General features: G+C 60.3%; 14 protein-coding genes. 7 read left to right on the top strand and 7 right to left on the bottom strand.

The window, feature by feature from the left end; translation table 11 throughout:
- Positions 1–108 precede the first annotated feature (108 nt).
- From CKW32_RS04030 to CKW32_RS04020, 3 genes are all read left to right on the top strand, one after another.
- Positions 109–1,185: a DUF748 domain-containing protein gene (locus tag CKW32_RS04030; RefSeq protein WP_032888766.1), complete on the top strand. Its 1,077-nt coding sequence runs from the start codon at positions 109–111 to the stop codon at positions 1,183–1,185.
- 183 nt (positions 1,186–1,368) lie between these two features.
- Complete coding sequence (locus tag CKW32_RS04025; RefSeq protein WP_003210690.1) at positions 1,369–2,214, top strand: MoxR family ATPase; 846 nt, start codon at positions 1,369–1,371, stop codon at positions 2,212–2,214.
- Positions 2,214–3,392 (top strand): VWA domain-containing protein, encoded by a 1,179-nt coding sequence (locus CKW32_RS04020; protein WP_095184104.1) that lies wholly within the window; start codon positions 2,214–2,216, stop codon positions 3,390–3,392. The genes CKW32_RS04025 and CKW32_RS04020 overlap by 1 nt, the downstream gene beginning before the upstream one ends.
- A gap of 149 nt (positions 3,393–3,541) precedes the next feature.
- Here CKW32_RS04020 and CKW32_RS04015 read toward each other — a convergent pair whose 3' ends face one another.
- The 3 genes from CKW32_RS04015 to CKW32_RS04005 are packed head-to-tail and all read right to left on the bottom strand — an operon-like array spanning position 3,542 to position 5,888.
- Entirely contained in the window at positions 3,542–4,450 is a 909-nt protein-coding gene (locus tag CKW32_RS04015; RefSeq protein ID WP_095184103.1) for a biotin-dependent carboxyltransferase family protein, read from the bottom strand.
- A complete protein-coding gene (gene pxpB / locus CKW32_RS04010; protein WP_095184102.1) occupies positions 4,447–5,151 on the bottom strand; it encodes a 5-oxoprolinase subunit PxpB in 705 nt (234 codons plus the stop codon). The genes CKW32_RS04015 and pxpB overlap by 4 nt, the downstream gene beginning before the upstream one ends.
- Positions 5,148–5,888 carry a 5-oxoprolinase subunit PxpA gene (locus CKW32_RS04005; RefSeq protein WP_095184101.1) on the bottom strand — a complete coding sequence of 247 codons (741 nt, stop codon included), beginning with the start codon at positions 5,886–5,888 and terminating at the stop codon, positions 5,148–5,150. The genes pxpB and CKW32_RS04005 overlap by 4 nt, the downstream gene beginning before the upstream one ends.
- A 177-nt stretch (positions 5,889–6,065) precedes the next feature.
- Here CKW32_RS04005 and CKW32_RS04000 point away from each other — a divergent pair, with 177 nt between their 5' ends.
- Positions 6,066–6,980, top strand: coding sequence for a LysR family transcriptional regulator (locus CKW32_RS04000; protein ID WP_095184100.1), 915 nt, complete (start codon positions 6,066–6,068; stop codon positions 6,978–6,980).
- A 123-nt stretch (positions 6,981–7,103) separates the two neighbouring features.
- On the opposite strand, the gene CKW32_RS03995 is transcribed toward CKW32_RS04000, so the two are convergent.
- From CKW32_RS03995 to CKW32_RS03985, 3 genes are read right to left on the bottom strand one after another with little or no spacing between them, the layout of a single operon-like run.
- Positions 7,104–7,646: a DUF2937 family protein gene (locus CKW32_RS03995; RefSeq protein ID WP_032888750.1), complete on the bottom strand. Its 543-nt coding sequence runs from the start codon at positions 7,644–7,646 to the stop codon at positions 7,104–7,106.
- Between the two features lie 11 nt (positions 7,647–7,657).
- The gene (locus CKW32_RS03990; protein ID WP_024074057.1) at positions 7,658–8,434 is read right to left on the bottom strand and encodes a class II glutamine amidotransferase; all 777 of its coding nucleotides are present in this window, start codon (positions 8,432–8,434) and stop codon (positions 7,658–7,660) included.
- A gap of 21 nt (positions 8,435–8,455) precedes the next feature.
- Positions 8,456–8,989 carry an MFS transporter gene (locus CKW32_RS03985; RefSeq protein ID WP_095184099.1) on the bottom strand — a complete coding sequence of 178 codons (534 nt, stop codon included), beginning with the start codon at positions 8,987–8,989 and terminating at the stop codon, positions 8,456–8,458.
- A 24-nt stretch (positions 8,990–9,013) separates the two neighbouring features.
- Between CKW32_RS03985 and CKW32_RS03980 the strand changes: the two genes are divergently transcribed.
- On the top strand, positions 9,014–11,056 hold the full coding sequence (locus CKW32_RS03980; RefSeq protein ID WP_095184098.1) for a S9 family peptidase: 2,043 nt from the start codon (positions 9,014–9,016) through the stop codon (positions 11,054–11,056).
- 67 nt (positions 11,057–11,123) lie between these two features.
- Positions 11,124–11,597 carry a cyclic nucleotide-binding domain-containing protein gene (locus CKW32_RS03975; RefSeq protein WP_032888741.1) on the top strand — a complete coding sequence of 158 codons (474 nt, stop codon included), beginning with the start codon at positions 11,124–11,126 and terminating at the stop codon, positions 11,595–11,597.
- On the opposite strand, the gene CKW32_RS03970 is transcribed toward CKW32_RS03975, so the two are convergent.
- On the bottom strand, positions 11,594–11,872 hold the full coding sequence (locus CKW32_RS03970) for a hypothetical protein (RefSeq protein ID WP_032888738.1): 279 nt from the start codon (positions 11,870–11,872) through the stop codon (positions 11,594–11,596). The genes CKW32_RS03975 and CKW32_RS03970 overlap by 4 nt on opposite strands.
- Positions 11,873–11,950: 78 nt before the next feature.
- Between CKW32_RS03970 and CKW32_RS03965 the strand changes: the two genes are divergently transcribed.
- Positions 11,951–12,637, top strand: a complete 687-nt coding sequence (locus tag CKW32_RS03965) for a spermidine synthase (RefSeq protein WP_032888736.1) — start codon at positions 11,951–11,953, stop codon at positions 12,635–12,637.
- Positions 12,638–12,700 lie beyond the last annotated feature (63 nt).

Here is a 12,700-nt window from a genome sequence, read left to right as displayed (position 1 = left end):
AATTTCAAGAAGGCAATAAGGGTATGCCTCGTACTGCAAAGCGTCCAGTCAGAGGAACGTTGCTCGGCTCGCGGCAGTCCATGTTTTACCTGCAAGGAGAACTGCCCGATGAAACGTCGCTACAGCTGGCCACTATGGACCGTCGCCGGATTGCTGGTGGTCATGGTTGCCTTAAGCATCGCCCTGCCCTACTTAGTGCGTAATTATCTGAATGACAAGCTCGCCGACATGGGCGATTACCGAGGCCGAATTACCGACGTGGACCTGGCGCTGTGGCGCGGCGCCTACCGGATTAACGGCCTTGAGATCGTCAAGGTCGACGGCAAAGTGCCGGTACCGTTCGTCAAGGCGCCGCTGATCGACCTGGCGGTGAGCTGGCATTCGCTGTGGTACGACCATGCAGTGGTCGCCAAAATGCGTTTTATCGAGCCTGAAGTGAATTTCGTCGACGGCGGCGCTAACAAGCAGGCGTCCCAGACCGGTAAAGGCACCGACTGGCGCGAGCAGTTGAGCAAGCTGGCGCCGATCACCCTTGATGAAGTGCGTATCGAAGAGGGCAAGATTGCCTTCCATAACTTCAGTTCCAAACCCGTGGTGAAGATCGACGCGACCAACGTCAACGCCAGCTTTTATAACCTGACCAACGTCGTTGACGTCAAAGGCAAGCGCGACGCCCGCTTCGACGGCAAAGCCCTGCTGCAAGGCCAGGCCCCGCTGGAAGCCAGCGCCACCTTCGACCCGCTGAGCAATTTTGAGAACTTCGAATTTCGTTTCCGCGCCAAAGACCTGCAACTCAAGCGCATGAATGACTTTGCCTCGGCCTACGGTAAGTTCGACTTCAAGGCCGGCACCGGCGATGTAGTCATCGAAGCCCAGGCCGAAAAAGGCCAACTGACTGGCTATATCAAACCGCTGCTAAGGGATGTGCAGGTGTTTGACTGGCAGCAAGACGTGGAGAACAAGGACAAGAACATCTTCCGTTCGATCTGGGAGGCCGTGGTGGGTGCGAGCGAAACCGTGCTCAAGAACCAACAGAAAAACCAATTTGCCACCCGCGTCGAACTCAGTGGCAGCGTGCATCAGAAGGATGCCAGCGCGTTCTCTGCGTTTTTAGCGATTTTGCGCAATGGTTTTATCCAGGCGTTCAATGCGCGCTATGAACAGCCCAAACCCAGCGCAGATTAAAATGTGAGGGGGGGCTTGCTCCGATGGCGGCGGATCAGCCAATGAGTCGGTTGGTTGAAACCTTGCCATCGGGGGCAAGCCCCTCCCACATTGGTCATTCAGAGACTGAATAACTCGTCTGCGTTCACAGTCGCCGGGGCTGCGCGGTATAGTCCCGGCATTGATGAATGCGAGGAAACACCGATGAAGTTCGAAGGCACCCAGGCCTATGTGGCTACCGATGACCTGAAACTGGCCGTCAACGCCGCCATCACCCTGGAGCGGCCGTTGCTGGTCAAGGGCGAACCGGGCACCGGCAAGACCATGCTCGCCGAGCAACTGGCCGAATCCTTCGGCGCCAAGCTGATCACCTGGCACATCAAATCCACCACCAAGGCCCATCAGGGCTTGTACGAGTACGACGCGGTCAGCCGTCTGCGTGACTCGCAGTTGGGCGTGGACAAGGTGCACGACGTGCGCAACTACCTGAAAAAAGGCAAGTTATGGGAAGCGTTCGAATCCGAAGAACGGGTGATCCTGCTGATCGATGAAATCGACAAGGCCGACATCGAGTTCCCCAACGACCTGCTGCAAGAACTCGACAAGATGGAGTTCTACGTCTACGAAATCGACGAGACCATCAAGGCCAAGAAACGCCCGATCATCATCATTACCTCCAACAACGAAAAAGAGCTGCCGGACGCTTTCCTGCGCCGCTGCTTCTTTCACTACATCGCCTTCCCCGACCGCACCACCCTGCAAAAGATCGTGGATGTGCACTACCCCGACATCAAGAAGGACCTGGTCAGCGAAGCGTTGGACGTGTTCTTCGACGTGCGCAAAGTACCGGGCCTGAAGAAAAAGCCATCCACCTCCGAACTGGTGGACTGGCTCAAGCTGCTGATGGCCGACAACATCGGCGAAGCGGTGCTGCGCGAGCGCGATCCGACCAAAGCCATCCCGCCGCTGGCCGGTGCCTTGGTCAAGAATGAGCAAGACGTGCAACTGCTGGAGCGTCTGGCGTTCATGAGCCGTCGCGGTAATCGCTAATGTTGCTCAACCTGTTCAACGAGATGCGCGCCGCCAAGGTGCCGGTGTCCGTGCGCGAGCTGCTCGACCTGATCAACGCGCTCAAGCAGCGCGTGACCTTCGCCGACATGGACGAGTTCTACTACTTGGCCCGGGCGATCCTGGTCAAGGACGAGCGGCATTTCGACAAGTTCGACCGCGCGTTTGGTGCCTATTTCAACGGCCTGGAAAAGCTCGACGACCATTTGCAGGCGCTGATCCCCGAAGACTGGCTGCGCAAGGAATTCGAGCGTTCGCTGAGCGATGAAGAACGCGCGCAGATCCAATCCCTTGGTGGCCTCGACAAGCTGATCGAGGAATTCAAAAAGCGCCTGGAAGAACAGAAAGAACGCCATGCCGGCGGCAACAAATGGATCGGCACCGGCGGCACCAGCCCGTTCGGCTCCGGCGGCTACAACCCCGAAGGCATTCGCGTCGGCGACGCTGGCAAGCGCCAGGGCAAGGCGGTGAAAGTCTGGGACCAGCGCGAGTACAAGAACCTCGACGACCAGGTTGAGCTGGGCACGCGCAATATCAAGATCGCCCTGCGCCGCCTGCGCAAGTTCGCGCGCCAGGGTGCGGCCGAAGAGCTGGACATCGACGGCACCATCGACCACACCGCCCGCGACGCCGGCTTGCTGAATATCCAGATGCGCCCGGAACGGCGCAACACCATCAAGTTGTTGCTGCTGTTCGACATCGGCGGCTCGATGGACGCCCATGTGAAGATCTGCGAAGAGCTGTTCTCGGCCTGCAAGACCGAGTTCAAGCACTTGGAATATTTCTACTTCCACAACTTCGTGTACGAGTCGGTGTGGAAGAACAACCAGCGCCGCACCTCGGAGCGCACTTCCACTCAAGACCTGCTGCACAAGTACGGCGCCGACTACAAAGTGATCTTTATCGGCGATGCATCGATGGCACCGTATGAAATCACCCAGGCTGGCGGCAGCGTCGAGCACTGGAACGAAGAGCCGGGGTATGTGTGGATGCAGCGCTTCATGGCCAAGTACAAAAAGCTGATCTGGATAAACCCGTATCCCAAGGATACGTGGGGTTACACCGCGTCAACGGGGATTGTGCGGGAGTTGGTGGAGGATCAGATGTATCCGCTGACATTGCGCGGGCTGGAAGAAGGGATGCGCTTCCTCTCCAAATAAACGCCGAGCCAAATAATGCAGGAGATCTAATGTGGGAGGGGCGGTGCGACGATTCGACTTGCTCCCGATAGCCGTGTTTCAGTCAACACATCAGTGACTGAACCATCGTCATCGGGAGCAAGCCCCCTCTCACATTTTAAATTGCGGTGTTATGTAAATCGGCGCAAATACTCGACATGCTGCCGATGCGCCGTTTCCTGGACCACCGGTACCAACCTCACCTTTTCTCCCGGTAAACACTGCGCCAGCCGCGCCAGCGACAAAGGCGTCAACGCCCCCAGACGCGGATAACCGCCAATGGTCTGCCGATCATTGAGCAACACAATCGGCTGCCCATCCGGCGGCACCTGGATGCCACCCAACGGGATACCTTCGGAAATCAGCGACGGCCCTTGGTACCGCAACGGCGTACCGAGCAAGCGCATGCCCATGCGGTCGGCGCGACTGTCCAGGGCCCAATCGGTATTGAAGGCATCGAACAGGCTCTGGCCGCTGAACTGGCCGATTTGTGCACCGACGATCACATCCAGCGGCGCCTTGGCGGGCAACGCCTGTGCACTCAGGACTTTCATCGCGCCGCCCGTCCCGGAATAGGCCAACCGCCCGCCCTCGGCCAACGCTTTGCCGAATCCGTCCGGCCCGCCCAGTGCTTCACGCACCACCGTCGCACAACTGCCCAGCACATCCGGCGCATCAAACCCGCCGGGTGCCGCCAGGTACGCCCGCGCACCGTTGAACGGCTGGGTAAAGCGCAAACGCTGGCCTTTTTGCAGGATAAAACTGCGTCCCGGACTGATAGGGCGTTCATCGACATACGCGCCCAGGTCCGCACCGGCCAAGGCCAGCAGGCAATACTCCTCGGCCTGCACGGTAAAGCCGCCGAGGGTGATTTCCACCACCGGTGCGTCCAGCGCATTGCCCAGCAGCCAATTGGCCCACGACATCGACACCCAATCCAGCGCGCCGCCTTGGGTCACGCCCAGGTGGCGTACGCCAAAACGACCGGCGTCCTGCAACAGGCACAGCGGCGTGCTGGCCTCGATGATCAAGCGGCTCATGCCTGCGCCTCCAACGGCGTGTCATCGCCACCCAGGTTGATAAATTCGGCACGACTGACCGCTTCGAAGCGCACCGTGTCGCCAGGTTGCATGAGGCTGTAGCCGTCGCGCGCGCGGTCGAAGAGTTTGGCGGGGGTGCGACCGATCAGGTTCCAGCCACCCGGAGAAACCACCGGGTAAGCAGCCGTTTGGCGCTCGGCGATCCCCACACTGCCAGCCGCCACGCGTTTGCGCGGTGTGCTGAGGCGTGGGCTGGCGAGGACTTCGTCCACCAACCCCATAAAGGCAAAACCGGGGGCAAAGCCAAGGGCGAACACCTGATATTCGTGGGCGCTGTGGAGACGGATCACGTCGTCGACGGCCAGGCCACTGCGCTGGCTGAGCAAGGTCAGTTCCGGACCGACGCTCAGGTCGTACCACACCGGCAGCACATGGCATTGACCGCTTCCCTGAGCCTGCGGCTGCAAGTCGGTGAGGGCGTGGTCGATCAGCTCTCGGGCCTGGGCAGGGCTCAGCGCGATGAGGTCGTAATGCACCATCAAGGTGGTGTAGGACGGCACCAGATCCACCAATGCAGCGCCGAACCCTTCTCGCAAGCGTTGCGCTGCGGCGAGCATCCACGGCATGTTGGCTTCTGCAATCGCATCGAACAGACGCACCATCAGGCAGTCGATGGCCACCACTTCAATCCGCGGCTTCATGCTGGCTTCAACGCCTCGCGGATACGCTGCACGGCAGCAATTGAACTGGCGTTGTCGCCATGCACGCACAGGGTATTGGCGTTTAGTACGAGGGCGCTGCCGTCGCTGGCCGTCAACGGTTCGCCACGAGAAATAGTCAGGGCTTGCTGGATGATCGTGTCGGCGTCGTGGTGCACAGCGCCGGGTAACTGGCGGGAAACCAAGTGGCCGTTATTGTCGTAGGCGCGGTCGGCGAATGCTTCAAACCACAGGGTCACGCCATACTCATCGCCCAATGCCTGGGCTGCGCTGTTATCGCGAGTGGCCAGCAACATCAGCGGCAAGTCACCATAAGCGGCCACCGCCTCGATGACCGCACGCAGTTGTTTCGGGTTGGCCATCATGTCGTTGTACATCGCGCCATGGGGTTTGACGTAGCTGACGCGGCCGCCTTGGGCACGGCAAATGCCGTCGAGGGCGCCGATCTGGTAGTGCAGCAGATCCTGGATTTCCTGAGGGGAATAGGCCATGGAACGGCGGCCGAAGCCTTGCAAATCCTGGTATGCCGGGTGCGCCCCCACCTGCACGCCATGCTTGAGCGCCAAGCTAACAGTTTTGCGCATGATGCTTGGGTCGCCGGCATGAAAGCCGCAGGCCACGTTGGCGCAATCAATGAACGGCATGACCTCGGCGTCCAGACCCATGGTCCAGTTACCAAAGCTTTCGCCGATATCGCAATTCAGTAAAAGACGGCTCACGGTCTGGCGCTCCTGTAGGACTTATTTTTTTGCAGTGTGGGATTTTTAACGCAGAACGTGCAACCTGTCCTGACACCCCCACGACGCTCATCGTGGAATACGCTCGATTTTTGGCGCTTGCCCGGTACGGCGTCCAACTAATAAAAACCGATCCATGCATAAGAAAAAGTTGATCCCATGAATTTGAAGTTCCTCGAAACCTTCGTCTGGGTGGCCAAGCTCAAGAGCTTTCGCCTGACTGCCGAGAAGCTGTTCACCACCCAGGCCTCGATCTCCAGCCGCATCGCCGTGCTGGAAAGCGAGCTGGGGGTGAAGCTGTTTTTGCGTGATTCTCGAGGCGTAAGCCTGACCCCGGAAGGCTTGAAGGTGCTCGATTATGCCGAGCAGATGATGGTGACCATGCGGGGTCTGAAGCAGTCTCTGGAGACCACCAGCAGCAAGGTCGGGCGCATTCGGATCGGCGCGATGGACACGGTGATTCACACTTGGCTGAGCCCGTTGGTGGCGGAACTGATGGACCATTTCCCCTTGGTCGAAATCGAATTGGTCGCTGATACCGCGCTTAACCTCAGCGATCAACTGCAAAAAGGCTTCCTTGACCTGATCCTGCAAACCGACCTGGTGCGCCTGGAAACCGTGCGCAGCCTGGAACTGTGCAGCCATCCCATGGCCTGGATCGTCGCCAGCCAATCGATCTACAACCGCGACTACGCCTCCCTCGCCGAACTGGCTCAGGAGCGGATCATCACCTACTCGAAAAACTCGCACCCACATCAGGATGTGCTGAGCCTGATGCAGGCCAACGGCGTAGCCGCGCCAAGGATGAACTGTGTGAATTCGGTGTCTGCGATTACGCGGTTGTTGCGCGATGGATTCGGCATTGGCGCACTGCCGCCGGTGCTGGTCAGTGAGGAACTGGCGCGCGGGGAATTGGTAATGTTATCGATGGCGCAGAAACTGCCTAACCTGCAGGTGGTGGTGTCGTGGCGGGTGGGGGTGGAGTTGGTGGAGGAGATTGTCGGGCTGTGCCAGAAGGTCGTTGCCCGCTATGCCGAGGAAGTCGGCGAAGAGCGGATGCTGCTGGCCCCCTGACGAAACCCGGTTAAAACTGTGGGAGGGGGCTTGCTCCCGATAGCGGTGGGTCAGTACCTGAAGTATTGACTGACCTACCGCTATCGGGAGCAAGCCCCCTCCCACATTTGACCGAGTTGGGCGTTAGAGACCTTTCAGGTCCCGCTCTTCAATCGGCCGGCTCTGGCGCAGGCGCTTGCCGCCCAACACGACCCAGTCGATCAGGCGGAACAGGCATTCCAATCCAAACGACAGCAGCATCGCCCCGCCCAATCCCCAACCCATGGCTTCTGGGGTCAGGAGGATCTGATAGCTGTAACCGTTCCAGGTTTCCTGGCGGATATCCGGGTCGGCGGCCACCGCCACTTGCAACGCGCGGATGTACCACGGGCCTTGCATGGCCTGGAATTGCTTGTCCAACGCAACTTGGCGATCAAGCATGGCGCCCAGGCTGTTGGCGTCGCTCTGGAAAACCGGGTCGTCACTGGCGCGGTAATGCGCGACCAACGCCTTCAAATCACCGTTGAAGAACTGCCGCGCGGTGGTTTCAAACCCGCTCAGCCCCGTCTGGGCCTCTATCAAGTGGGCTTCGACGCGCTTGGCGTAATCGTTGATAAATCCCGGCACTTGCACGCCGACCAACAGGCCAATGGCAAACAGCACCAACCGCAGATAGCTGAGCAACATGGTCGATATCCTTACTCAGTAATGCCCTGGCTGACGCATTCACCGCGTCGCCACAGGCTCCATTGGCCCGGTTCGTAACGGGTCCAGTTTTCGTTGTCGGTCAACGGCTCGGTGGCGATTACCGTCACTACATCATTGGGTGTGGTCTCGGCCTGAAAATCGACGATCACGTCGACATCTTTCAAGCGCGCCGGACCGAACGGGGCACGCCGGGTGATCTGCGCCAATTTGGTCGAGCAGTAGCAAAACAACCAGTCGCCATCGCTGAGCAGGCAGTTGAACACGCCTTTGCTGCGGTATTCGGCACAGGCGGCGATCAGGTCCGGCAGCATCTGTTCGATGTCCACCGGCTCGGGGAAGGCTTCGCGCACGCGGTTGAGCAAGTCGCAAAAGGCCGCTTCGCTGTCGGTATCGCCGACCGGGCGGTAGAAGGTGGCGCGGGGGTTGAAGTCCGCCAGTTGGCCGTTATGGGCGAAACACCAGTTGCGGCCCCACAGTTCGCGCACGAACGGGTGCGTATTGGCCAAGCTCACCTTGCCCACGTTGGCCTGGCGGATATGGCCGATCACCACTTCGCTCTTGATGGGATAACGCTGCACCAGCAGCGCGACTTCCGATTCACTGCTGGCGGCCGGGTCCTGGAACAGACGCAGACCACGGCCTTCGTAGAAAGCGATGCCCCAACCGTCGCGGTGGGGGCCGGTGCGCCCACCGCGCTGCATCAGCCCGGTAAAGCTGAACACGATATCGGTGGGGACGTTGGCACTCATGCCCAATAATTCACACATGCCAGGGCTCTCGCTGCAACGTTAAAGGCGCGGTTCGACCCGCATGCCACTGACAGGCGCCGGACGGCGGAATGGCTCGTCGTCTTCTTCCGCCGGCTCAGCGGCCAGGGCTGCATCGGTGGCGGCCTTGCGCTCACGACGCGCATTGGCGGCGCGCTCGATGGGCCAGCGGATCAACACAATCACCAGGTACACGCCAAAGGCGATCATGGTGTACATGAACAAATCGGAAATAGCCCGCCAGGCGTTATTGCCGACCTTGAGCACCAGGTCCAGGGCGGTAATTGCCACGGCCGGCGCGAACTGAGTCTTGACCGGGTCTACGATGGTCGGGCTGAACAGCAACACGGCCATCAGCAATTGCAGCGGCTCGCGCAACCAGCGCCACATCCAGCGCGTCATGCGCCACCACACCAACAGGCAGCCCAAAGCGGCGAAGGCGTAAAGGCCCCAAGCGGTCAGATAGTCGTTCTCGGTCATGGTGTCCATGGCAAGGTAGGCAAACAGGCGGCTATGATAACGGCTTTTGCGTGTCGCGGCTGCAAAGCCTGCCACCGTCCGCCAGATAGAGAATAATCCATGCCTGTATCGACGCCCCCGATTGCCCGAAAGGCCCCTGGCCAAGACCCTTACGCCTGGCTGCAAGAACGCGACAGCGCTGAAGTACTCGATTACCTCAAGGCCGAAAACGCCTGGCAGGAAGCCCAGCTCGCCGATCAGGCAGCCTTGCGCGAAAGCCTGTTTGAAGAGATCAAGGGCCGCATTCTCGAAACCGACCTGTCCCTGCCCTCGCCGTGGGGCCCGTACCTCTATTACACCCGCACCACCGCCGGTGACGAGTACGCCCGTCACTACCGCTGCCGCCGTCCGGCCGATGACAGCAACGTGGTGGACGACAGCAGTGAAGAGCTGTTGCTGGACCCGAACGAACTGGCCAACGGTGGCTTTTTCTCCCTCGGCGCATTCAGCATCAGCCCCGACCACAATCGCCTGGCCTACAGCCTGGACACCACCGGCGAAGAGATCTACACCCTGTTCGTGAAGGAATTGGCAACCGGCAAGGTCAGCGAACTGGAGTTCCAGGACTGCGACGGCAGCATGACCTGGGCCAACGACAGCCTGACCCTGTTCTTTGGCGAACTGGACGAAACGCACCGCCCCCACAAACTCTATCGCTATCGCCTGGACGGCACGGCGGCGCAGGAAGTGTTCCATGAGCCCGACGGGCGTTTCTTCCTGCATTGCTACCGTTCCAGCTCCGAGCGCCAGTTGCTAGTGGCCCTGGGCAGCAAGACCACTAGCGAAGTCTGGGCCCTGGACGCCAACCAACCGCAGCAGGATTTCACCTGCCTGGCGCCACGGGTCGACGATCACGAATACGATGTCGACCACGGCCAACTGAATGGCGCCTGGACTTGGTTTATCCGTAGCAACCGTGATGGCATCAACTACGCCCTGTTTGTCGCAACCGACATTGGCGACGTGCCGACCGAGGATGAGTGGCAGAACCTGATCCCCCACAGCGATGAGGTGATGCTCGACGGCGTCAGCCTGAACACCAGCGCCATGACCTTGAGCCTGCGCATCGGCGGCCTGCCGGTGATCGAAGTGCACCCCGAGGGCCTGCCTGCCTATCGCGTGGAATTACCTGACGCCGCCTACAGCCTCTACGTACAGAACAGCCTGGAATTCGTCAGCGACAAGATCCGCCTGCGCTACGAAGCCCTCAACCGTCCGGCCCAGGTACGCCAGCTGGAACTGGCCAGCGGTGCGCAGCAGGTGCTGAAGGAAACCCCGGTACTCGGCGTGTTCAATGCCGATGACTATGTCAGCCAACGCCTGTGGGCCACCTCCGCCGATGGTACCCAGGTGCCGATCAGCCTGGTGGTCAAGCGCGACCAACTCGGCAAAACCACACCGCTGTACCTTTACGGCTACGGCGCCTACGGTTCGAGCCTCGACCCGTGGTTCTCCCACGCACGCCTGAGCCTGCTTGATCGCGGCGTGGCGTTTGCCATCGCGCATGTGCGTGGCGGCGGCGAACTGGGTGAAGCCTGGTACCGCAATGGCAAGCAGGAACACAAGCAGAACACCTTCAGCGACTTTATCGCCTGCGCCGAACACCTGATCGCTCAAGGCCTGACCACCTCCAAGCAACTGGCCATCAGCGGCGGCAGTGCCGGCGGCCTGTTGATCGGTGCGGTGCTCAACCAGCGTCCGGCGCTGTTCCAGGCGGCGATTGCCGAAGTGCCGTTCGTTGATGTGCTCAACACCATGCTCGACCCGGAGCTGCCGTTGACCATCACCGAGTACGACGAATGGGGCAACCCCGAGGAGCCCGAGGTGTACGAGCGCATCAAGGCCTACGCGCCGTACGAAAACGTCCAGGCCCAGGCCTACCCGCACATGCTGGTGATCGCCGGCTACAACGACAGCCGCGTGCAGTATTGGGAAGCGGCCAAGTGGGTGGCCAAGCTGCGTGACACCAAGACCGACGACAACCTGCTGTTGCTCAAAACCGAACTGGGTGCCGGCCATGGTGGGATGAGCGGTCGTTACCAAGGATTACGTGACGTAGCGCTCGAATATGCATTTGTGTTCAAGGCGCTGGGGTTTATTTAGGAACTTAGCGCGGCGGGCCTGTCTGAACACAGGACCGCCTACTGATTGATGGACCAAGATTGCAGCCATGGCACTACCGACGCTAATGAATACCGAAATCCGCGACATGCTCATGGACTGCGGCCTGTTCGACCCTTTGTTGCCGGAAGATTTTCACGTCGCCGCCGGCTACTTCAATATCAGCAGCATTGCCCAGGACGAAGCGATCTTCCTCGAAGGCGATGCCGGCACGTTCATGTGCATCATCCATAGCGGCCAGGTGGCGGTGCAGAAAACCAATCACGACGGCCAGCGCCTGACCATCGCCACCCTGCGCAGCGGCCGGGCTTTCGGTGAGATGGCAGTACTCGACGGCGAGCGTCGCTCCGCCAGTTGCGTGGCTGCCAGTGATTGCGTGCTGTTGAACTTGGGCAAGGACTCCCTGGAAAAGATGCTCAACGAAACCCCGCGGGTGGCCGCGAAGATCATCCGCGCGATTGCGATTGCCCTGTCCAAGCGCCTGCGCATGGCTGATGGGCAGTTACTGTCGCAACAGTTTTAACCGCCGGGGGTCTTTGGTTTGCTGTCGTTCTGCTGCAGGCCGGGCACCGTCTGGTCCTTCGGTGGCGTCGGTAACACGATGGGCGCCAAGGGCGGCGAGCCGTTGGTCTTGGGCAGCGCTGGCGGGCTGACTTGGGGATACAGCGTCGGCGTCGGCGTGCCCGGTGCACCGGGGGTTGGCGCGGGCGCGACCGGTACGGTTTGCAACTCCTGAGCCTGCGCCGCACCCAATGCGAGCGCGCTCAACACAATGACCGTTAGAATGCTGCACTTCATCGATGGCTCCATGGCCTGACCGGAATGTCGTAAGGCTACTCCCAACCGCGCAAGAATGCCCTTCCCAATGAGATTTCCATGAAACGTTTCGTTCTGCTGGACACCACCCCGATCCCCGACAACGGCGGTGCCTTGTGCCTATTCGAATACGGCGAGGATTTTGTCATCAAGATCCAGGGTGGTGACGGCGGCCAGTTGATGAACACGCGCATGCACGGCTCCGAAGATGCGCTGGCAGAAATTCCCTGCCGCAAAGTTGCCGGTCGTCCTGATTCACGGGTGCTGATTGGTGGTTTGGGCATGGGCTTTACCCTGGCCTCGGCCCTCAAGCATTTGGGCAAGACTGCCGAAGTGGTTGTCGCCGAACTGGTGCCGGGCGTCGTGGAATGGAACCGTGGGCCGCTGGGGGAAAAATCCGGGCGCCCACTGCTGGACCCGCGCACCGTGATCCGCATGGAAGACGTGGCCAAGGTGCTGCAAGCCGAGCCCCAAGGCTTTGACGCGATCATGCTCGACGTCGACAACGGCCCCGAAGGCCTCACGCAAAAGGCCAACAGCTGGCTCTACTCTGCCGGTGGCCTGGCCGCCTGCGCCAAGGCCTTGCGGCCCAAGGGCGTGCTGGCGGTGTGGTCAGCGAGTGCCGACAAACTGTTCAGCGACAAACTGCGCAAGGCCGGTTTCAAGGCCGAGGAAGTGCAGGTATTTGCCCATGGCAACAAGGGCACCCGACACACCATCTGGATTGCGGAGAAGCTCAAGGGCTGAGCACCATTAACCAAACCACTGGAGATCCAATGTGGCAGGGGGCTTGCCCCTGATAGCGGTGGT

This window comes from Pseudomonas sp. Irchel 3H9 (genome assembly GCF_900187495.1).
GTDB classification, from domain to species: Bacteria; Pseudomonadota; Gammaproteobacteria; order Pseudomonadales; family Pseudomonadaceae; genus Aquipseudomonas; species Aquipseudomonas sivasensis.
The sequence above is the reverse complement of the archived record's forward strand: the minus strand, read 5'-3'. Positions and strand labels throughout refer to the sequence as shown.